This window comes from Brevundimonas sp. (assembly GCF_035627055.1).
In the GTDB taxonomy this organism is placed as follows: domain Bacteria; phylum Pseudomonadota; class Alphaproteobacteria; order Caulobacterales; family Caulobacteraceae; genus Brevundimonas.
This window is the reverse complement of sequence record NZ_DASPMM010000018.1, coordinates 101,098-119,695: the sequence shown is the minus strand read 5'-3', so window position 1 is coordinate 119,695 and position 18,598 is coordinate 101,098. Positions and strand designations below refer to the sequence as shown.

Annotated in this window: 22 protein-coding genes; 9 read left to right on the top strand and 13 right to left on the bottom strand. The window is 69.4% G+C overall.

All coding sequences use genetic code 11. The features are described 5' to 3' along the window. Positions 1-26: 26 nt before the first annotated feature. Positions 27-611, top strand: coding sequence for a YajG family lipoprotein (locus tag VEA98_RS08825; RefSeq protein ID WP_324813134.1), 585 nt, complete (start codon positions 27-29; stop codon positions 609-611). 53 nt (positions 612-664) lie between these two features. On the opposite strand, the gene VEA98_RS08820 is transcribed toward VEA98_RS08825, so the two are convergent. Beyond that, positions 665-1,153 (bottom strand): hypothetical protein, encoded by a 489-nt coding sequence (locus tag VEA98_RS08820; protein WP_324813131.1) that lies wholly within the window; start codon positions 1,151-1,153, stop codon positions 665-667. A 131-nt stretch (positions 1,154-1,284) separates the two neighbouring features. Between VEA98_RS08820 and VEA98_RS08815 the strand changes: the two genes are divergently transcribed. Next, complete coding sequence (locus VEA98_RS08815; RefSeq protein WP_324813127.1) at positions 1,285-1,884, top strand: glutathione S-transferase family protein; 600 nt, start codon at positions 1,285-1,287, stop codon at positions 1,882-1,884. A 3-nt stretch (positions 1,885-1,887) separates the two neighbouring features. Here VEA98_RS08815 and VEA98_RS08810 read toward each other — a convergent pair whose 3' ends face one another. Further along, a complete protein-coding gene (locus VEA98_RS08810; RefSeq protein ID WP_324813125.1) occupies positions 1,888-2,667 on the bottom strand; it encodes a sulfite exporter TauE/SafE family protein in 780 nt (259 codons plus the stop codon). Positions 2,668-2,803: 136 nt separating this feature from the next. Here VEA98_RS08810 and prfA point away from each other — a divergent pair, with 136 nt between their 5' ends. Beyond that, on the top strand, positions 2,804-3,871 hold the full coding sequence (prfA, locus tag VEA98_RS08805) for a peptide chain release factor 1 (RefSeq protein ID WP_324813122.1): 1,068 nt from the start codon (positions 2,804-2,806) through the stop codon (positions 3,869-3,871). 164 nt (positions 3,872-4,035) lie between these two features. Here the strand turns inward: prfA and VEA98_RS08800 are convergent, their stop codons facing one another. The 6 genes from VEA98_RS08800 to VEA98_RS08775 all read right to left on the bottom strand — a co-directional run bounded on the left by VEA98_RS08800 (position 4,036) and on the right by VEA98_RS08775 (position 10,563). Next, a complete protein-coding gene (locus VEA98_RS08800; protein ID WP_324813120.1) occupies positions 4,036-4,416 on the bottom strand; it encodes a GIY-YIG nuclease family protein in 381 nt (126 codons plus the stop codon). A 227-nt stretch (positions 4,417-4,643) separates the two neighbouring features. Next, a complete protein-coding gene (recF, locus tag VEA98_RS08795; RefSeq protein WP_324813117.1) occupies positions 4,644-5,777 on the bottom strand; it encodes a DNA replication/repair protein RecF in 1,134 nt (377 codons plus the stop codon). A 97-nt stretch (positions 5,778-5,874) separates the two neighbouring features. After that, a complete protein-coding gene (dnaN, locus tag VEA98_RS08790) occupies positions 5,875-6,993 on the bottom strand; it encodes a DNA polymerase III subunit beta (protein ID WP_324813115.1) in 1,119 nt (372 codons plus the stop codon). A 482-nt stretch (positions 6,994-7,475) separates the two neighbouring features. Then, positions 7,476-8,921, bottom strand: coding sequence for a chromosomal replication initiator protein DnaA (gene dnaA / locus VEA98_RS08785; protein ID WP_414642170.1), 1,446 nt, complete (start codon positions 8,919-8,921; stop codon positions 7,476-7,478). Between the two features lie 435 nt (positions 8,922-9,356). Further along, entirely contained in the window at positions 9,357-9,626 is a 270-nt protein-coding gene (rpsT, locus tag VEA98_RS08780; RefSeq protein WP_324813111.1) for a 30S ribosomal protein S20, read from the bottom strand. 130 nt (positions 9,627-9,756) lie between these two features. Further along, positions 9,757-10,563: an SDR family NAD(P)-dependent oxidoreductase gene (locus tag VEA98_RS08775; RefSeq protein ID WP_324813108.1), complete on the bottom strand. Its 807-nt coding sequence runs from the start codon at positions 10,561-10,563 to the stop codon at positions 9,757-9,759. Positions 10,564-10,668: 105 nt separating this feature from the next. Here VEA98_RS08775 and VEA98_RS08770 point away from each other — a divergent pair, with 105 nt between their 5' ends. The 4 genes from VEA98_RS08770 to VEA98_RS08755 are packed head-to-tail and all read left to right on the top strand — an operon-like array spanning position 10,669 to position 12,868. Further along, entirely contained in the window at positions 10,669-11,238 is a 570-nt protein-coding gene (locus VEA98_RS08770; RefSeq protein ID WP_324813105.1) for an SRPBCC family protein, read from the top strand. Between the two features lie 17 nt (positions 11,239-11,255). Continuing rightward, entirely contained in the window at positions 11,256-12,431 is a 1,176-nt protein-coding gene (locus tag VEA98_RS08765; protein ID WP_324813102.1) for a zinc-dependent alcohol dehydrogenase, read from the top strand. A 38-nt stretch (positions 12,432-12,469) separates the two neighbouring features. Next, the gene (locus tag VEA98_RS08760; protein WP_324813099.1) at positions 12,470-12,652 is read left to right on the top strand and encodes a hypothetical protein; all 183 of its coding nucleotides are present in this window, start codon (positions 12,470-12,472) and stop codon (positions 12,650-12,652) included. A 3-nt stretch (positions 12,653-12,655) separates the two neighbouring features. Continuing rightward, on the top strand, positions 12,656-12,868 hold the full coding sequence (locus VEA98_RS08755) for a hypothetical protein (protein ID WP_324813096.1): 213 nt from the start codon (positions 12,656-12,658) through the stop codon (positions 12,866-12,868). Between the two features lie 67 nt (positions 12,869-12,935). Here the strand turns inward: VEA98_RS08755 and VEA98_RS08750 are convergent, their stop codons facing one another. Beyond that, the gene (locus tag VEA98_RS08750) at positions 12,936-13,085 is read right to left on the bottom strand and encodes a hypothetical protein (RefSeq protein WP_324813094.1); all 150 of its coding nucleotides are present in this window, start codon (positions 13,083-13,085) and stop codon (positions 12,936-12,938) included. A gap of 54 nt (positions 13,086-13,139) precedes the next feature. Between VEA98_RS08750 and VEA98_RS08745 the strand changes: the two genes are divergently transcribed. Continuing rightward, positions 13,140-13,700, top strand: coding sequence for a peptidase S14 (locus VEA98_RS08745; RefSeq protein WP_324813092.1), 561 nt, complete (start codon positions 13,140-13,142; stop codon positions 13,698-13,700). Between the two features lie 4 nt (positions 13,701-13,704). Then, on the top strand, positions 13,705-15,777 hold the full coding sequence (locus VEA98_RS08740) for a glycoside hydrolase family 65 protein (protein ID WP_324813089.1): 2,073 nt from the start codon (positions 13,705-13,707) through the stop codon (positions 15,775-15,777). Here the strand turns inward: VEA98_RS08740 and VEA98_RS08735 are convergent. Genes VEA98_RS08735 through VEA98_RS08720 form a run of 4 tightly spaced genes read right to left on the bottom strand, consistent with a single transcriptional unit; the run spans position 15,774 to position 18,507 of the window. Further along, complete coding sequence (locus VEA98_RS08735; protein WP_324813087.1) at positions 15,774-16,562, bottom strand: enoyl-CoA hydratase-related protein; 789 nt, start codon at positions 16,560-16,562, stop codon at positions 15,774-15,776. The genes VEA98_RS08740 and VEA98_RS08735 overlap by 4 nt on opposite strands. 38 nt (positions 16,563-16,600) lie before the next feature. Continuing rightward, on the bottom strand, positions 16,601-17,146 hold the full coding sequence (locus tag VEA98_RS08730) for a DUF1697 domain-containing protein (protein WP_324813084.1): 546 nt from the start codon (positions 17,144-17,146) through the stop codon (positions 16,601-16,603). A gap of 4 nt (positions 17,147-17,150) precedes the next feature. Continuing rightward, positions 17,151-18,014 carry a bifunctional DNA-formamidopyrimidine glycosylase/DNA-(apurinic or apyrimidinic site) lyase gene (gene mutM / locus VEA98_RS08725; RefSeq protein ID WP_324813082.1) on the bottom strand — a complete coding sequence of 288 codons (864 nt, stop codon included), beginning with the start codon at positions 18,012-18,014 and terminating at the stop codon, positions 17,151-17,153. Positions 18,015-18,054: 40 nt separating this feature from the next. Then, on the bottom strand, positions 18,055-18,507 hold the full coding sequence (locus VEA98_RS08720) for a cytochrome c (protein WP_324813080.1): 453 nt from the start codon (positions 18,505-18,507) through the stop codon (positions 18,055-18,057). Between the last annotated feature and the right edge of the window lie 91 nt (positions 18,508-18,598).

Genomic DNA, 18,598 nt, shown 5'->3' with positions numbered 1-18,598 from the left:
CTGCGTTTCAACCCTTAGGGGGGGTCATGTCGTCTCGTTACCTCGCCGGCGCCGCGCTCGCGGCCGCCCTGGCCGTTTCCGCCTGCGCCACGTCCGAAGACATCGTGCCGGTGCCCTACACCGTCAGCCAGGCCGCGCGCGTGCCTGGGGCGGAATCGATCAACGTCTCGGTCGTCGGAACCGACGCCCGCACCGAAAATCGCGCCCGCATCGGCGTGCAGATCAACGGCTACGGCATGGACATGGCGGCCATCCGGGCCACCGAGGAAGTGTCCGACATCGTCCGCAACGCCATCGCCGCCGAGCTGAGCCAGCGCGGCTACAGCGTCGGCGACAGCGGGGCCCGCGTGAACGCCTCGGTCGAGACCTTCTTCAACGACTTCTCGACCGGCATGTTCGCTGGCAAGTCGACGGCCAGCGTCGTCATGACCGTGACGGTCACCAGCCGGTCGGGCGCCGAAGTCTACAGCCGCCGCGTCTCGGGCGAGGCCGAGCGCACCGTGCAGATCGCCAACGGCGGCAACGCCGCGACGACCCTGTCGCAGGCCCTGTCCAAGGCCGTCGCCTCGCTGATGGAAGACCCCGCCTTCACGGCCGCCTTGGCCCGCTGACGGAAAACGGCGCCGGGCGTCGACCGCTCGGCGCCGACCTTCGCGTCGGGCTCTCAGGAGCGCTGGCCGAACGCCCGCTCGCAGATGTCGGTCGCCAGCTCCGCGCTCATCTGCTCTTCCGCCTCGGCCATGGCCAGGGCCGCGAACAGACCGCCGCCGCCGACCGAGCGGGACACCTCATAGTCACCGACCCGCTGGCCCGTCGTCGGCTCGATCAGGAAGACCTGCGCCCGGATTACGTTGGAATCGCCGACGAGATAGGCCTTGGCCACGTTCGAGCCTTCCAGCTCGGTGATCCGCACCTCCATGCGCAGCGGACGGTCGCCGCGGGCGCATTTGTCGAGCCGCTCGCGCGCCTCGCGCTGGAAGATGGCCGGGAAGCCGTCCGACACCGTCGTCGGCGCGCCGGTCAGCACGATCTCGCCGATCGAGGCCGTCGCGGCGCGGTCCCGCGCCAGCGGCATGATGATGTCGCCGCTGCTCGAATTGACGCAGCCGGCCAGCCCCAGCGCCGCTAGCGACGCCGCCACAATCCACTTCATAGGAACCCCTCCAGGCGCAAGCCGGTGATCGGCCTCGCCCGGACACGATAAAGGCGATCTCCCCGTGTCCGCAATCTGGGGACGTTGACAGCGCGCTTTCGGAGATCGTCGGGGCGGGATAAACCGGAGGGATGAAGCTCTACATCACCGTCCCGTCGCCCTACGCCCGCAAATGCCGCATCGTCGCCCGCGAGAAGGGGCTGGCCGACCGGATCGGGGAGATCGCCGTCGATCCCTACGCCAATGCGCCGGAGCTGCTGGCCGCCAATCCGCTGGTGCAGGTCCCGACCCTGATCGCGGAGGACGGCCTGCCGCTGAACGACAGCCCGGTGATCTGCGAATACCTCGACGCCATCGGAAGCGGCCCGCGCCTGCTGCCGGAGGGCGGGGCCGAGCGGCTGCGCGTGCGCCGGCTGGAGACCCTCGCCAACGGGGCGCTCGAGATGGGCGTCAAGCTGGTGCTGGAGAAGCGCCGCCCCGAACACGAGCGCTCGCCGTCGTGGATCGGGCGCTGGACGACCAATATGGGCCGCGCCCTCGACGGGCTGGAGGCGGCGGCCCCCGACGCCTCCCGGCTCGATGTCGGCGTCATCACCGCCGGCGTGGCCGTGACCTGGATCGGCTTCCGCCATCCGGACTACGACTGGAAGGCCGGCCGGCCGAACCTCGTCGCCCTGCAGGCGGCGCTCGAGGCTCGCCCCAGCTTCCGCCAGACCCGCCCCGACGCCTGAGCCTCAGGCCAGCAGGCCGGCCAGCTGCAGCCCCTGGAACCCGGCCAGCACCAGCAGCAGGCCGCCGACCGCATAGGTCAGCATCTTGCGCGGCACCCGCTTGGCGATCAGCCCGGCGAAGGGCGCCGCGGCCAGCCCGCCGACCACCAGTCCCCCCACCGCCGCCGCATGGTTCTGCAGCGCCCCCGCCTCGCGCCAGTGTCCCGACAGCAGGGCCCAGACGAAGGCGGCGCTGATGGCCACGGCGAGGAAGAATTCGGCGGTGTTGACCGTGCCGATGGCCCGCCGCGGCTCCTGCCCGGCGCCGACCAGGGCCGAGGACACCGTCGGCCCCCAGCCGCCCCCGCCGACCGCGTCCAGAAACCCGCCGACCAGGCCCAGCGGCCCCATCACCCAGGAGGGGATGCGCTTGACGCCGAAGTCGTGCCCCGCCCGCCACAGGATATAGATCCCCATCAGGGCGAGGTAGGCGATCACGAACGGTTTGATCACCGCCCCCTCGATCCCGGTCAGCACATAGGCTCCGAGACAGCCGCCGATCACGCCGGCTATGGCCAGCGGCGCCAGCAGCCGCCAGTCGACGTTCCTGTGCCAGATGTGGCTCCCGGCCGAGGCGGCGGTGGTGAACACCTCCGCGCCGTGCACGCTCGCCGAGGCCGTCGCCGGCGGCACCCCGAAGGCGAGCAGGACGGACGACGAGATGACCCCGTAGGCCATGCCCAGCGCGCCATCCACGGCCTGCGCCACGAAGCCGACCAGCAGGAAGAGCAGAAAGGTGTCCATGCGCCCCCTGGCGTGGCCCGAAGCGTTGCTTGTCCGATGAAAGGCGGGGCGATGCAATTGGTTGCCGTCGGCTCCATCGACAGATCGCGGGCCGTCGCGCTAAGGCAGGCCTCCCGCCAGACAGGATCACTCTCCCTTGCGACTGCCCCAGGCCCGGCTCGATCAGGTGCTCGACCGCTTCCACCAGGTGGAGGCGCGCATGGGCGCGGCCACCGACGGCCAGGAGATCGTGCGCCTGTCCAAGGAGCACGCCGAGATCAAGCCGGTGGCCGACGCGGTCATGGCCCTGGCCCGGATGCGCGCCGAGATGGCCGATCTGGAGCTCATGGCGGCCGACCCCGAGATGGCCGACATGGCCGCCGACGAGTTGGAGACCCTGAAGGCCCGCCTGCCCGACATGGAGCGCGACGTGGCCCTGCTGCTGGCCCCGCGCGACGCGGACGAGAACGCCTCGGCCGTGCTGGAGGTCCGCGCCGGCACCGGCGGCGACGAGGCCGCCCTGTTCGCCGGCGACCTGTTCCGCATGTACTCCCGCTACGCCCAGTCGCGCGGCTGGCGGGTCGAGGTCGACAGCGCCACCGAGGGCGAGGCCGGCGGCTACAAGGAGATCATCGCCACCGTCACCGGCGAGGGCGTCTTCGGCCGGCTCAAGTTCGAGAGCGGCGTGCACCGCGTCCAGCGCGTGCCGACCACCGAGGCCGGCGGTCGCATCCACACCTCGGCCGCCACCGTCGCCGTCCTGCCCGAGGTCGAGGACGTCGAGATCGAGATCCACGACAAGGACATCCGCATCGACACCTTCCGCGCCTCGGGCTCGGGCGGCCAGCACGTCAACAAGACCGACTCCGCCGTGCGCATCACCCACCTGCCCAGCGGCATCGTGGTGACGTCCTCGGAGAAGTCGCAGCACGTCAACCGCGACAAGGCGATGAAGAACCTGCGCGTCCGCCTCTACGACATGCAGCGCCAGGAGAAGGATCTCGCCCGCTCCAGCGCCCGCAAATCGCAGGTCGGCTCCGGCGACCGCTCCGAGCGCATCCGCACCTACAACTTCCCGCAAGGGCGCGTCACCGACCACCGCATCGGCCTGACCCTGCACAGCCTGCCGCAGATCCTCGAGGGCGACCTCGACCCCATGCTCAACGCCCTGATCGCGGAGGACCAGGCGGCGAGGCTGGCCGATCTGGAGGCGGAGTTCGGTTGAACCACCGCCCCCGTCACCCTCGGGCTTGACCCGAGGGCCAGACGGTCCGGTGCTGCGTCGAACGGCGTACGGGCGTGGTCGAAGGGCCATCCCTGAGGCACAGATCGCCTCTCGCCCCTGATCCTCGGGTCAAGCCCGAGGATGACGGACGTGGGAAGGCGTGCCTATCCACCACCCTTCAGTCGCGCCAGAAACGCCTGCACGCCGCACTCGTCGTCCACCGGCAGACGTGGATCGGGCGCCTCGCCGCGCAGAAATGGGAAGAGGTCCTGCCATTCCGGGTTCCTCTGTTCGATCAGTTGCATCTTCCACGGCCGGTTCCAGGACTTCAGCGCCTTCTCCCGGCGGATGGCTGAAGTCACCCGCTCGAACGGTTGGTACCAGACCAGAATATTGCAGCGGTGGCGTTGGGTGAACGCTCCGCCCTTACCCGCGCGGTGCTCGGAACCCCGCCGGTACAGGTTGTTGGTCATACCGATGTAAACGACGCCGAACGGCCGGCTGGCCTCGATATAGGTCGCGATCAGGGGCCGCTTGTCGTCCATCGCCGAACGCTGCGCCCCGCGGCCGAGCGGTGCAAGCCGGCTAAACCGGAAGTTGCTTCTCACCATTTCCGCCCGTCACCCTCGGGCTTGACCCGAGGGCCAGACCGTCCGGTGCTCCGTCGAACGACGCACGGGCGCGGCCGAAGGGCCGTCCCTGTCGCACAGCTCGCCTTTCGCCTCTGATCCTCGGGTCAAGCCCGAGGATGACGGGTGTGAGTAGCAGGGCTTCACCCCTCCACCACCACCCCCCCGCCCTCGACCTTCACGAACTGCGCCCGGCCGCGCAGCGGCGCGAACAGCTCCGCCTCCGTGCCGGTCAGGAACGCCTGCAACCCCAGCGCCTCGATCTCGTCGAACAGGGCGGCGCGGCGGCGGGTGTCGAGGTGGGCGGGCGCCTCGTCCAGCAGCAGGATGGGCGCCGCCGCCTGACCCGCCAGCCGGGCGATCTGGGCCAGGATCAGGTTCAGCACCAGAGCCTTCTGCTCGCCCGACGACCCGTCGGCGGCAGGCCGGTTCTTCTCGCGATGCAGGGCGGTCAGATCCGAGCGATGCGGACCGTACAGCGACCGCCCCGCCCCGGCGTCGCGGGCCCGGCTGCGGGCCATGCCCTCGCGGATCGCCGCCGCGATGGCTTCCGCCCCCGCCCCGGCGGCGGCCATGGCCTCGGCCTCGCCGGACAGGCCCAGGTCGGCCTGCGGGAACGGCCGGTCGCCGCGTTCGTCGATGGCGGCCTGCAGGGCGACCAGGGCCTCGGCCCGGGCCAGCGCCGCGGCGGCGCCTGCCTCGCCCAGCCGCAGCTCCAGCGCATCCAGCCACAGCGGGTCGGCGGGCTGCCCTTCCGCGCCGTCGGTCAGCAGCCGCAGCCGCTCCTTCAGGGCTTTCTCATACGCCGACACCGAGGCCGCGTGGTCCGGCTGCGCCGCGAACACCAACCGGTCGAAGAATTTCAGTCTCGCCGCCCGCGCGTCCGAGAACAGCCGGTCCTGCTCCGGCGTCGCCCAGACCGGCCGCAGATGATCCAGCAGCCGCCCCGGCTGGGCCGTCTCGCCGTCGATGCGCACGATCCGCCGCGCCGCGCCCGGCGACTGCACCCCGGTGCCCAGCTTCGTCTCGCTGTCGCTGTCGGTCAGCACCGCCGCCACGGCCCAGGCCCGTCCGCCGGTCTCGCCCGGCTCCCGCCGCCCCATCTCCGGCGCCGTCGCCCCGCGCAGCCCCTTGCCCGGCGTGAACAGGCTCAGCGCCTCCAGCAGATTGGTCTTCCCCGCCCCGTTCGGCCCATGCAGCACCACCGTCCCCGCCGCGATGGACAGGGTGGCCGCCGCATAGGAGCGGAAGTCGGTGAGGGTGAGGGCGGTGATCAAGGGGGAGACGCGGACCTGAGTGCCAGTGCTAGTGCTAGTGAGCCGATCTCAAGGACCGCTCACTAGCACTAGCACTGTTCACTTTTCGCGCCGCGTATCACACCCGCAGCGGCATCAGCACGTACTGCACGCCCGGATCGCCCGGATCGAGGACCAGCGTCGGGCTGGCCGGGTCGGCGAACTTGAAATGCGCCGTCTCGCCGGTGATCTGGCCGGCGACGTCGAGCAGGTAGCGGGCGTTGAAGCCGATCTCGAAGGGCTCTTCGGAATAACCGATCTCGACCTCCTCGACGCCCTGACCGGCCTCCATGTTGCGCACCGTCAGGGTGACGCGGTCCAGCTCGAAGGCCAGCTTCACCGACCGGCTCTTCTCGGCCGAGATGGTGGCGACGCGGTCGACGGCCGAGGCGAAGACGGCGTTGTCGATGTCGGCCTGCTTGTCGTTGCCCTTGGGAATGACGCGCATGTAGTCGGGGAAGGCGCCGTCGATGACCTTGGAGGTCAGGCTGGCCTGGCCGAACTCGAAGCGGATCTTCTGCGGGCTGACCATGATCTCGACCGCGCCCGAGCCGTCGTCCAGCAGGCGGCGGACCTGATCCACGGTCTTGCGCGGCACGATGACGCCCGGGCCGCCGGCGGCGCCCTCGGGGGCCGGGGTCTCGGCCAGGGCCAGACGGTGGCCGTCCGTGGCCACGGCGCGCAGCAGCGGGATGCCGGCCTCGGCCACGGTGTGCAGATACAGGCCGTTCAGATAGTAGCGGGTCTCTTCCGTCGAGACCGCGAAACGGGTCTTGTCGATCAGCCGCGCCAGATCTTCCTTGGGCAGGGTGAAGCGGGCGCCCGAGGTGTCGGTCGACATGACCGGGAAGTCGCCGGCCGGCAGCACCGGCAGGTTGAACTTCGACCGGCCGGCCTGGACCACCAGACGCGGATCGTCGCCGGAGTAGGACAGCGACACCTCGGCGCCGTCGGGCAGCTTGCGGACGATCTCGTACAGGGTGTGGGCCGGGGCGGTGATTTGGCCCTCGACGTTCACCTGGGCCTCGGCCTCGTCGACCATCTCCATGTCGAGGTCGGTGGCGGCGAAGCTGAGCTTGTCGCGTCCGGCGCTGAGCAGGACGTTGGACAGGATCGGAATGGTGTTGCGCCGCTCCACCACGCTCTGCACGTGCCCGAGGGCCTTGAGGAGCGCGGATCGTTCGATGGTCAGCTGCATGTGGTCTCGCCCGGGGTGCGGCGACTCAGGGCGTCACCGCGAATAGAGGGCCTTGGACACTAGCGGATTGACGGCGCGGGGCAAGGAAGGGGCTGGTGTCTCGGCGCAGGCGATCAGGGATGAGCCGGCGGCTCTCTGTGGACAAACGCCCGGCGCCGGCGGCCGGCCCGTGACGCTGGGCTGGCAATCGGCGGAATTATAGTCGGGTTCAGGCGGAAATTGCCCGCCGCCTCCGTGACCTGACGAATTCTCGATCCCTTCAGCCCGCCGCAGGAACGGGCGGTGGCATAATGGGCGCGCCATGCCTGCCCGGTCTTTGACAACCGAACCCCGCTCCGCCGCCGACGCAGGCGGAGACACAGGCGTACGACCGGGGCGGCGGCCGCTACGGCCTCTACGGCCTCTACGGCCTCTACGGACTCTATGCACTCTACGGACGCCGTTTTCCGATTTTACCCGGATATTATTGCGGCCGCGGTCGGCTAGCCCCGCAGCTTGCGGGTCAGGGCCTCGACGTCCCGGGCGATCTGGTCGTCCTGGGCCATCAGCTCCTCGATCTTGCGCACGCCGTGCAGGACCGTGGTGTGGTCGCGCCCGCCGAAGCGCCGGCCGATGTCCGGATAGGACCGCGTCGTGTGCTGTTTGCACAGCCACATGGCGATCTGGCGCGGCCGGGCCACGGAGCGGGTGCGCCGCTCCGACAACAGGTCGGCCTGCTTGAGGGTGAAATGTTCGGCGACCGTCTTCTGGATCTCGTCGACGGTGATGCGGCGCTCGGGCCCGCCGCGCAGGGCCGAACCCAGCAGGGTCTGGACCTCGTCCACGGTCAGGGCGGACAGCCGCGCGCCGGCGACGGCGGCCAGGGTGTTCACGGCGCCTTCCAGTTCACGCATCGAGCCCGGGGTGCGGTCGACCAGATGCTCCAGCACATCCGGACGGGCTTCGCCGGAGACGACGCCGAGATTGGCCAGGGCCTGTATGCGGTTACGCGCCACGGCCAGTTTCAGAGCGCGATCGGCCGGCTCGACCGGGCAGGTCAGGCCCGAGGCCAGGTGGCTGCGCAGCCGCGGCTCGACCTCGGTCAGGGCCATCGGCGGCCGGTCGGCCGACAGGACGATGCGCTTGCCGTCCTCGATCAGGCTGGTCAGCGTGGCCAGCAGCTCGTCCTGGGTGCTCGCCTTGCCGCCGACGAACTGGACGTCGTCGATCAGCAGCATGTCGGCGCCGCGCAGGCTTTCCTTGAAGGCCGCGGTCGAGCGGTCCTGCATGGCGCGCACGAAGGTCGACAGGAAGCGCTCGGCGGTCAGATAGACCACCTTGGCGTCGGGGCGCAGGCGCTGGGCCTCCCAGGCGATGGCGTTCAGCAGGTGCGTCTTGCCGTAGCCGTAGGGGCCGCAGAAGAAGATCGGATTGAAGTGGCCGTCGGCCCAGCAGGCCGCCTGGCGGGCGATGGCGAGAGCGAAGGCGTTGCCCTGGCCTTCGACGAAGCTGTCGAAGGTCAGCCGCTCCTGGAGTCCGGCGGCGCGCACCGCGCGGGCCCCGTCGGCCACCGGGGCCACCGTGGCCATCGGCATGGGCACGACATTGGCGGCGGGGGCCTCGGCGCGGCCCGCGGCGACCTGCGAGGCCGGGGCGACGGAGCCCATCTCGGCCCGGCAGCGCACCTCGAGGCGGCGCGACAGGCCGTCGAGACCCAGCCACAGCTCATTCATGCGGCGCAGGGCGTTCTTGCGCACCCAGTCGCGGGCATAGGCGGTCGGGGTGACGAGGATCAGCTGGCCGGCGCCATCCGCCCGCACCGCCGAGGGGGCGATGTAGGAGCTGAAGGCCCCTTCGCCGATCTCGCTGCGCAGGCGACCCGCCGCCTCGGTCCAGATACGATCCGGATCGGTCATCCCCGCCATTTGCGCGCCCCCCGCCATGTTCAGCCACCCGTGTAGAAGTTCCATCAACCGACGCCCTTCGAGCGGCCTGGATCGCGGACGACTTCTCCTGTCCGGTGCGGCTGGGCGCCGCCCGGGTGGGGTCGTACTCTCGATCAGACATCTCACGCCGACGCGAAACTGGTCCCGCGCCGTGTTCATCCGTGTGGGGATGGAAGTGCGTTAGCCCCTCAAACTTACGCCGGGAGAGGGGGGCGTCAACGCTGATTCGATTCGCCGAATGCAGTTAAATTGTTTGACTCCGATAAAGCCAAACACAGTCAACGGAATCCCCGGTTTCGCCACCGAGGCGAGTACGATTTCACCCGGCGAAGGTTAGCGGCGCACGTGCAAACGGCGAGGGAGCGGTTGCGCCCTCGCCGTTGAAATCACTCTATTTTGTCGAGCCAAGCCGGGGAAAGGCCTGGCCGCGCCGAAAGATCAGGCGGCCGACATTTTCTTCAGCTGGGCGGCCAGCCGCGACACCTTGCGCGAGCCGGTGTTCTTGTGAACCACGCCCTTGGTCACGGCGCGCATCAGCTCGGATTGCGCCTCGACGAAAGCGGCCTTGGCGGCGCCGGCGTCACCACCGGTGACGGCTTCCTGGAATTTGCGCAGGAAGGTGCGGACGCGCGTGCGGCGCGCCTTGTTCACTTCGGTGCGGGCGGCGATCTTGCGGATCGCTTTCTTGGCGCCGGGGTTGTTGGCCATCAGTCAAACCTTCGAACGGAAAACGCCGCGGAGCACACGTCCACGGCGCGAAAATCTCAAGAGCGCGCGGCTATAGCCGAAAGGGGCGGGGGGTTCAAGGCGAAGAATCCACCGCCGCCCCCCGGTCCGCTCAGCTCTTGCCCGATCCCGGCTCGGCCTGCTTGCGGTGCATCTCGGCCAGGGCGCTCTCGGGCGTCACGGCGGCCATGGCCGCCTGCAGCTTGTTGCCCATGCCGGCCACCACGTCGCCGTCGCCGCGCTTCATCGCCTCATAGCCGATCTTCGCGACCCTGGCCGCGTCCATCTTCTTGCCCTGGCCGACCATGGTGTCCTCCAGTCCGGCCCGCTCGAAGAACTCGGTGTCGGTCGGCCCAGGCATCAGCACCGTGACGCTGACGCCGGTGTCCTTCAGCTCGTTGCGCAGGGCGAAGGAGAAGCTGTCCACGAAGGCCTTGGAGCCGTTGTAGACCGCCTGGAAGGTGCCCGGCATCAGGCCGGCGATCGAGCCGGTGAACAGGATCCGACCCCGTCCGCGTTCCCGCATCTCCCGCCCGACCAGCCAGACCAGCCGCAGCGTGCCGGTGACGTTGGTGTTGATGACAGACAGGATGTCCTCGAAGTCCTGATCCAGGAAGGCATGGCCGAGCCCATGCCCGGCATTGGCGGCGAGAACGTCCACCGGCCGGCCGCCGATCCGCTCATGCAGGGTCGTCACGCCGCCCTCCGTGGCCAGGTCGGCCTGAACCGCATCGACCCTCGCCCCCAGGCTTTCGAAGGTCTGCACCGCCTCGGCCAGAGGCGTGTCGGCGGCGACGACCAGATCGTAGCCGTCCTCCGCGAGCAGCCGGGCCAGTTCGTAACCTATGCCCGAGGAGGCGCCGGTGACGACGGCAAGCGGACGGACGCCTTCGGCGGCGGTGGCGGACAGGTCGGTCATGGACAGGCTCCCGGCTGGTGATCGCCGGCATAACCGCGCGGCCGGGGCGGTGTTCCCGGGAACGAAGGCCGACATCGACGGGTTGGCTGACCGAAAGGAGCCGTCATGTCCGAACAGCCGATGTCGACCGACGCCGAGGTCGAATCCACCGCCTTCACCGACAAGGACCGGGTCGAGGGCGAGCACGAGGCCGCCAGCGTCCGCGCTGTGATGATCAACCGCCCGCGACAGGAGCTGTACGACTTCTGGCGCGACTTCCGGAACCTGCCGACCTTCATGGAGAATGTGAAGTCGGTCGAGATCATGGAGTCCGGCCGCTCCAGCTGGATCGTCGCCGGCCCGGCCGGCGCCGATTTCGAACTGGTCAGCGAGATCACCGAGGAGCGGCCCGGCGAATACATCGCCTGGCGCTCGCTGGAAGAGAGCGACATCGATCACGAGGGCTGGATCGAGTTCCGCGACAATCCCTTCGGGCGCGGCACCGAGGTGCGGGTCTTCATCAGCTACGACCCGCCGGCCGGAACCCTGGGCAAGGTCGTCGCCAAGGTGATGCAGCGCGAGCCGCGCATCCAGGCCCGCCGCGAGTTGCGCCGCTTCAAGCAACTGATGGAGACGGGCGAGATCCCGACCTCCAGGGCGCCCGACGCCGCCCCCCGCGCCGACCGCCACTTCTGATCAGACCGGAGAGATTCATGCGCGCCCTGACCTGGCACGGAAAGCACAACGTTCAGGTGGACACCGTCCCCGACCCGCAGATCGTCAATCCCCGCGACGCCATCATCAAGATCACCGCCACCGCCATCTGCGGCTCGGACCTGCATCTGTACGACAGCATGATCCCGGGCATGTCGAACGGCGACATTCTCGGTCACGAGTTCATGGGCGAGGTGATCGAGGTCGGCCGCGGCAACACCAGCCTGAAGGTCGGGCAGAAGGTGGTCGTGCCGTTCGTCATCGCCTGCGGCAGCTGCTTCTTCTGCGGCAAGCAGCAGTACTCGGCCTGCGACAACTCCAACCCGGCCGACAAGTCCGATGCGTCCGAGATCGCCTACGGCTATCCGATGTCCGGCCTGTTCGGTTATTCGCACATGACCGGCGGCTACGCGGGCGGCCAGGCCGAATACGCCCGCGTGCCCTATTCGGACGTCGGCCCGATCGTGGTGCCCGACGGCGTCGAGGACGAACGGGTGCTGTTCCTGTCGGACATCTTCCCGACGGGCTGGATGGCGGCCGAGAACGCCGAGATCGAGCCCGGCGACACGGTGGCCATCTGGGGCTGCGGGCCGGTCGGCCTGTTCGCCATCAAGAGCGCCAAACTGATGGGCGCCGGCCGGATCATCGCCATCGACCATCTGCCGCGCCGGCTGGAGCTGGCCAGGGCCAACGGCGCCGAGGTGCTGAACTATCACGAGGTCAAGGTGCGCGAGGCCCTGATGGAGATGACCGCCGGCATCGGCCCCGACGCCTGCATCGACGCCGTCGGCATGGAGGCGCACGGCTTCGCGCCCGACAACATCCTCGACGCCGTGAAACAGGAGACAAAGCTGGGCACCGACCGGCAGCACGTGCTGCGCGAGACGATCATGGCCTGCCGCAAGGGCGGGCGGGTCTCGGTGCCGGGCGTCTATGGAGGCATCGGCGACAAGCTGCCGATCGGCGCCTTCATGCAGAAGGGGCTGACCATCAAGACTGGCCAGACCCATGTGCAGAAATATCTGCCGCAACTGCTTGAGCTGATCATGGACGGCAAGATCGACACGACCGACCTGATCAGCCACCGGCTGCCGCTGGAACAGGCCGCCGAGGGCTACCGGAACTTCCACGACAATCCGGACGAATGGACCAAGGTCGTCCTGAAACCCCACTGACCCGGAGCCGTTGTCCAGTCAGGCACAGGAGAACCGAAATGGCCAACAGCCCAGACCCGAGAGACGATGAAACCCCCGAAAAAGGCGCCGATGGCGGCGGCTCCGCCGGCCAACGCCGTCCCGATCAGGGCGGCGCCCCTGCGGGCAAGCAGGAGGCGGATCCCGCCACGGGCGGTGAAGGCGCGGCCGGGGCGGGCGGCTCCGGCGGCTTCGGGACCTGATCGATGCGCATCTATCACGTGACCGTGGGCGTCGCGGGCGGCGAGACGCGCGTCCTGAAGGTCCCGTCGAAGACCGACGTCCAGGCCGGCGACGCGGCCGCGCCGCTGATGTCGCAGGGGGAGTCGATCCTCTCCATTCAGGAGACCGACGACCCCTATCAGGAGGTGGACGCGGCGCCGGCCGGAACCCAGACCCACCCCGACCAGATCACCTGAATGTCGGGCGTCCGACGTAGGAACCGGCCGCGCTTCGCCCGGTTGTCGGGATGCGCCTCGGCGCCCATCACAACGGAGTAAGGACATGCCGAACCAGGGTCAGAACCAGGACCAGAATCAAAAACAGCGTCAGGCGGGCGGCCAGCAGCGCCAGGACGAACAACGGCAGCGCCAGGACGATCAGCGCCAGCGCCAGGACCAGCAGCGCCAGAAGCAACGGCAGTAAGGACTTGGGGGCGGAGTTCCGGCTCCGCCCCGCGTCCCCCGAGGAATGACAGCACCGCCCGAAGCCCTCTTCACCCCGCGCGTTCGCCTGAACGGCGAGGTCAACGACGGCATGTTCGCCGCCTTTCAGGACCAGTTTCTGGCCGCGGCGGACGGCCCTGATCCGATTGTCGTGGAATTGACCACGCTCGGCGGCGACGCCGACGTCGGCCGACGCATGGCCGCGGACATCCGCCTGTTCCGCGAGCGCACCGGGCGCAACCCCCTCTTCTTCGGCAAGACCACGGTGTTCTCGGCCGGGGCGACCATCATGGCCGGCTTCCGGCGTGAGGATCGCTGGCTGGATCGGCACGGGGTGCTGATGGTCCATTGCCGGAAGCTGAACAAGACGCTGGAACTGTCCAACTTCCTGAAAGCCGAGCGCCCGCGCGTCGAAGCCCTGCTCTCCGAGATCGATATCGGCATCAAGGTGCAGACCTGGGGCTTCGAGGAGCTGATCGCGGGGAGCGACATCAGCCTGGACGAACTGGAGGAGAAGGCGGCGGAGAACTGGTATCTGACCGCCGAACAGGCGCTCCAGAGGGGCCTGATCGCCGGGGTGGTCTGAGCCCATGGACCCCCACCTTCCGATCAGTCCGCCCGTCGAGGCCGGCCCGCGCGGCGAGTCGCTGCCGGCCTATGTGTCCAATGGCCTAGTCGGACTGCGGGTCCGCGAGAACCCGCTCTCGGCCGGCGTTTGCATCGTTTCAGGGTTCGTCGGCGAGCACCACGAAAAGCGGGTCGAGGCGGCCGTCGCCGGTCCGTATCCGCTGGGCGGCGACATCGCCATCGACGGCCTGTGGGCCGCCGACCAGCCGCAGTCCGTTCAGCCGGTGGAACAGGCCTACGACTTCTCGACGGGCGAACTGACCAGCCGCCTGATGGTGCGCATTGGCGAACGCCGCGCGGACGTGGAGATCGTCACCTTCGCCAGCCGCACCCATCCGACGGTGGTCTGCCAGCAGGTGACGGTGGAGGTCGACGCCGCCTGCGATCTGATGGTCCGCTCGCGTGTCGACACCAACGACCTGCGCGGCTCCATGCTGGAACGGCGGGTCGATACGGCGGGTGAGCCCGAGCCGGTCTGCGACGGGTCGATCCTGTGGGAGTCGGAGGGGGCGCTCGGCCGACTGGGCGTCGCCACCCTGACCGCCGTGGCTCACGAGGCGCAGCGCACCCAGGAGCCGTGGGATTCGCTCGGACCGCTGTCGACCACCTATGCGCAACGGGCCGCCAAGGGCCGGCGGCTGCGCTTCCAGACCCTCACCAGCCTCGTCCCTTCGGTGACCCACAGCCAGCCGCACCGGCAGGCGGTCCGGCTGATCGCCATGGCCGGTCAGCTCGGCTTCGATGAACTTCGGCGGCGCAATCGCGACGCCTGGCGCGATCTGTGGAAGGGCCGCATCCGTCTGGTCGGGGCCGAGCACCGCTGGCAGGCCATGGCCGACGCCGCCTTCTTCTATCTGAACAGCTCGGTCCACCACGCCTCGCCGTCGTCGACCTCGATCTACGGCCTCGCTACATGGCGGAATTATCACTACTATTTCGGTCATGTGATGTGGGACGTGGACGCGTTTGCGATCCCGCCGATCAGTGTGCTGCAGCCGGATGCGGCGCATTCGATGCTGGAGTTCCGCAAGCGGGGCCTGAGGGCGGCGCGGGACAATGCGCGGATGCTGGGCCGGCGTGGCGCGCAGTTCCCGTGGGAGGCCGGGCCTTCGAGGGGCGAGGAGGCGACGCCCGGCGGGGCCTCGGCGGCGGGGCGGGAGGATCACATCAACCTGCACGTGGCGCGGGCCTTCCTGCACCACGTCGACGCCACCGGCGACGTGCGCTTCATGCATGAGGCGGCCTGGCCGGTGGTTTCGGATATCGCCGAATGGCTGTGCGATCGCGTCGAACCGACCTGGGACGGCTATTCGGTGCGCGAGGGCGGCGGCCCGGCCGAACGCCCGGAGCCCGAGGACGACGACGCCCTGACCCTGATGGCCGGGCGGGTCGTGCTGGAGCAGGCGATTGAACTGGCCGGGCGGGTCGGCCTGCCGCCCGACCCGGCCTGGGCCGGAGTGGCGCGGGGGCTGCATCCGCCGATGCGCGACGACGGGGTCATCGCCCAGCACGCCGGGTACCGAAAGGACGAGGAGAAGGGGGCCACGCCCTCGCCGCTGATGGGCTTCTTTCCCTATTGGGCCGACACGGACGAGGAGACGATGCGGCGCACCCTGGCCTTCTACCTGGGCCTTTGGGACGGCTACGTCGGCGCGCCCATGCTGTCGGCCCTGTACGGCGTCTGGGCCGCCTGGGCCGGCGACCGCAAGCTGTCCCTGAAACTGTTCAAGGAGGGCTACGGCAAGTTCCAGTACGGCCGCTTTCAGCAGACCCTCGAGTACCGGCTGGACACGGCGCCCGACCCGATCGCCTCCGGGCCCTTCTTCGCCAACATGGGCGGACTGATCACCGGCCTGCTGTTCGGCCTGCCCGGCCTGAAGGTGTCCTCCGCCCCTCCGGAGGACTGGCCGCAGCGGCCGGTGGTCCTGCCGGAAGGCTGGCGGGCGATCGAATGCGACCGCCTGTGGGTGCGCGGCCGCCCCTGCCGTCTCGCGGCGCGGCAGGGAGCGGAGCGGGCGGAGCTGACCTTCGTCTAGCGGCCGGTGAACTCCGGTTTCCGCTTTTCCACGAACGCCGCCATCCCCTCCTTCTGGTCCTCGAAGGCGAAGAGGCTGTGGAACAGGCGGCGTTCGAACTGGACGCCCTGGGTCAGGGTGGTCTCCAGCGCGGCGTTGACCATCTCCTTGTTGGCCATGACCGCCAGCGGGCTTTGCGAGGCGATCTTCGCCGCGATCTTGCGGACTTCGTCGAGCAGGGTCTCGTGCGGAACGACGCGGCTGGCGAGGCCGGCGCGTTCGGCCTCGGCGGCGTCCATCATCCGGGCGGTCAGAACCATGTCCATCGCCTTGGCCTTGCCGACCAGACGGGTCAGGCGCTGCGAGCCGCCGATGCCGGGGGCGACGCCGAGGTTGATCTCGGGCTGGCCGAATTTCGCCTTCTCGGACGCGACGATGAAGTCGCACAGCATGGCCAGTTCGCAGCCGCCGCCGAGGGCGAAGCCGTTGACCGCGGCGATGATCGGCTTGCGGAAGCGGGTGATCCGGTCGTGGCCCAGCGAGAAGAAATTGGCCTTGTACATGTCGGCGTAGGACTGGTCGGACATCTCCTTGATGTCGGCGCCGGCGGCGAAAGCCTTGTCGCCCGAGCCGGTCAGGATCAGGCAGCGGACGCTGTCGTCGTGCTCGACGGCGTCGAGGAAGTCAGCGAGATCCTTGAACAGGGCGGAGTTGAGGGCGTTCAGCGCCTCGGGCCGATTCAGGGTCACCACCGCATAGCCGTCGGCGTGGCGTTCGATCAGAAGGGTGGAATAGCTGTCGGCCATGGGGGTCTCCTCAGTCTTCAGCCTGCATAGCGAGCCGGTCAGCGCGACGGAAGGCCGACCATCTCCGCGAGCTTCAGCACCGTGTTCCAGTTGCGGCCGGTGCCGACGCCGATCAGGCGCGGCTGGGCCTTCCCGGCCATCTTCGATTGGCCGATCCCGTCGGGATGCCAGAAATAGAGCACGCCGCCGACCGCCTCGACCCGTTCGTCGCCGGCGGCGAAGGCGCGGACCGCGTCCACGCCCCCATCCCGGATGCCGTCCTTCATGACCATGGCCAGCAGCTTGGCGGGGTGGGCGGCCGCCTCCTTTGCGAACGGATTGTCCGCGATCAGCTTCGACCACTGCTCCGGGGTTCGGACCATGGCGGCGATCTTCAGGCCGAAGCGCCTCTCCATCTCCGCCTCAATGTCCCGCTCAAGTGCGTCGGTCGCCTTGCCGCTCTCGACCACAAGGTTGCCGCTGGCCGCGAGCGTCCGCGGGTTCTTCAGCCCCATCGCTTCGGCCATGGCGCGCTGCCCGGCGACGGGCGCGCGGACGCCGCCGGTGTTCATGCCGCGAAACAGGATGATGCGGTGGTCGGTCATGGCGTCACCGCTTCTGGCAGGCCGGACACCAGAACGTCGAGCGGCCGGCCTGGACCGTGCGCTTGACCACGCCGGTGCAGCCCTCGCCGAAGCAGGGGTTGCCCTCGCGGCCGTAGACGTCGAAGCGGTGCTGGAAATAACCTTGGCCGCCTTCCGCATTGGCGAAGTCGCGCAGGGTCGAGCCGCCCGCCTCGATGGCGTCGTTGAGCACGTCGCGGACCACTGCGGCGAGGGTTTCGAGGCGCGGCTTCGAGACCTTGCCGGCGGCGACGAGCGGCGAGATACGGGCGCGGTAGAGGGCCTCGCAGACATAGATGTTGCCGAGGCCGGCGACGATGCGCTGGTCCAGCAGGCTGACCTTGATGTTCTGCGTCTTGCCGGCGAAGGCCGCGGCCAGATGCGCCCCGGAGAAGCCGTTGCCAAGCGGTTCCGGCCCGAGACCGGCGAACCATGGATGCGCCTCGACCGCGTCCGTCGGAATCAGGCCCATGAAGCCGAAGCGGCGGGCGTCTGTGAAACCCACCCGCGTCGTGGTCCCGCTGCTCGCCGCGCAGAAGCTGACGTGCTCGTGCTTGCCGGTCGCGGGAGCATTCTCCTCGAACTCGCCGACTTGTTCGCCGTCCAGGGTGAAGCGGCCGGTCATGCCCAGATGGGTCACCCAGGTCTCGCCCGTCGACAGGGGCATCAGCAGGTATTTGGCGCGGCGGTCGATCCGTTCGACGGTGGCGCCCTCGAGCCGTTCGGTGAAGCGCTCCGGGAACGGGAAGCGCAGGTCCGGCCGGTTCTGGCGCACGCGGGTCAGGCGGGCGCCGGTCAGGACAGGCTCAAGGCCGCGCCGGACCGTCTCGACCTCGGGAAGTTCGGGCATGGGAGAGGTCTAGAGGAGCCGAGACCGGCTGGCGAGCGGCCTAGTTGGCCTTGTAGGCGTCGTGGCAGGATTGGCAGCTCGAACGCACGACGGTCCACTGGGCGCTGAAGGCGGCCGCGTCGTCGCCCGCGGCCAGTTCCGCGAGCCGGTCGGCGGCGGCGGCGTAGGCGGCGGCCCTGGTCTCGAAGCCGGCGCGGTCGCTCCACACCTCGGGCCTGGCGTGGGTCTCGACTCCCGAGTCGGGGCCGCTGCCCGCCGGGAACATGCCCGGCACCGCGTGGGCCCAGCGGGCCAGGGCGCAGCTGTTGAACCGCTGGGTGGAGGGGGCCTGGCCGGCGTCGATCGCCGCCTTCATCGCGCCCATGGCCACGCCGGACAGCATCATCCCCGCCTTGCGGCCGTTGACCACGTCCTCGGGTCCCTCGCCCCGGGCGTTGGCGGCTCCGCCCACGCACAGCAGGCCCACCACCGTCGCGATCAGGATCTTGCGCATCGTCGTCTCTCCCCGCCGCGGTCAAGCTCCGCCCCGACGACGTCCGAGTCAATCGGGTGGAGACAAGGCTTGCACGCTCCCTCTCGACGTA

Excerpts from the sequence above, each read along its gene's own strand:
- VEA98_RS08825 (WP_324813134.1), top strand. The coding sequence starts at position 27 with ATGTCGTCTCGTTACCTCGCCGGCGCCGCGCTCGCGGCCGCCCTGGCC.
- VEA98_RS08820 (WP_324813131.1), bottom strand. The coding sequence starts at position 1,153 with ATGAAGTGGATTGTGGCGGCGTCGCTAGCGGCGCTGGGGCTGGCCGGC.
- VEA98_RS08815 (WP_324813127.1), top strand. The coding sequence starts at position 1,285 with ATGAAGCTCTACATCACCGTCCCGTCGCCCTACGCCCGCAAATGCCGC.
- VEA98_RS08810 (WP_324813125.1), bottom strand. The coding sequence starts at position 2,667 with ATGGACACCTTTCTGCTCTTCCTGCTGGTCGGCTTCGTGGCGCAGGCC.
- VEA98_RS08800 (WP_324813120.1), bottom strand. The coding sequence starts at position 4,416 with ATGGACGACAAGCGGCCCCTGATCGCGACCTATATCGAGGCCAGCCGG.
- dnaN (WP_324813115.1), bottom strand. The coding sequence starts at position 6,993 with ATGCAGCTGACCATCGAACGATCCGCGCTCCTCAAGGCCCTCGGGCAC.
- rpsT (WP_324813111.1), bottom strand. The coding sequence starts at position 9,626 with ATGGCCAACAACCCCGGCGCCAAGAAAGCGATCCGCAAGATCGCCGCC.
- VEA98_RS08775 (WP_324813108.1), bottom strand. The coding sequence starts at position 10,563 with ATGACCGACCTGTCCGCCACCGCCGCCGAAGGCGTCCGTCCGCTTGCC.
- VEA98_RS08770 (WP_324813105.1), top strand. The coding sequence starts at position 10,669 with ATGTCCGAACAGCCGATGTCGACCGACGCCGAGGTCGAATCCACCGCC.
- VEA98_RS08765 (WP_324813102.1), top strand. The coding sequence starts at position 11,256 with ATGCGCGCCCTGACCTGGCACGGAAAGCACAACGTTCAGGTGGACACC.
- VEA98_RS08760 (WP_324813099.1), top strand. The coding sequence starts at position 12,470 with ATGGCCAACAGCCCAGACCCGAGAGACGATGAAACCCCCGAAAAAGGC.
- VEA98_RS08755 (WP_324813096.1), top strand. The coding sequence starts at position 12,656 with ATGCGCATCTATCACGTGACCGTGGGCGTCGCGGGCGGCGAGACGCGC.
- VEA98_RS08745 (WP_324813092.1), top strand. The coding sequence starts at position 13,140 with ATGACAGCACCGCCCGAAGCCCTCTTCACCCCGCGCGTTCGCCTGAAC.
- VEA98_RS08740 (WP_324813089.1), top strand. The coding sequence starts at position 13,705 with ATGGACCCCCACCTTCCGATCAGTCCGCCCGTCGAGGCCGGCCCGCGC.
- VEA98_RS08735 (WP_324813087.1), bottom strand. The coding sequence starts at position 16,562 with ATGGCCGACAGCTATTCCACCCTTCTGATCGAACGCCACGCCGACGGC.
- VEA98_RS08730 (WP_324813084.1), bottom strand. The coding sequence starts at position 17,146 with ATGACCGACCACCGCATCATCCTGTTTCGCGGCATGAACACCGGCGGC.
- mutM (WP_324813082.1), bottom strand. The coding sequence starts at position 18,014 with ATGCCCGAACTTCCCGAGGTCGAGACGGTCCGGCGCGGCCTTGAGCCT.
- VEA98_RS08720 (WP_324813080.1), bottom strand. The coding sequence starts at position 18,507 with ATGCGCAAGATCCTGATCGCGACGGTGGTGGGCCTGCTGTGCGTGGGC.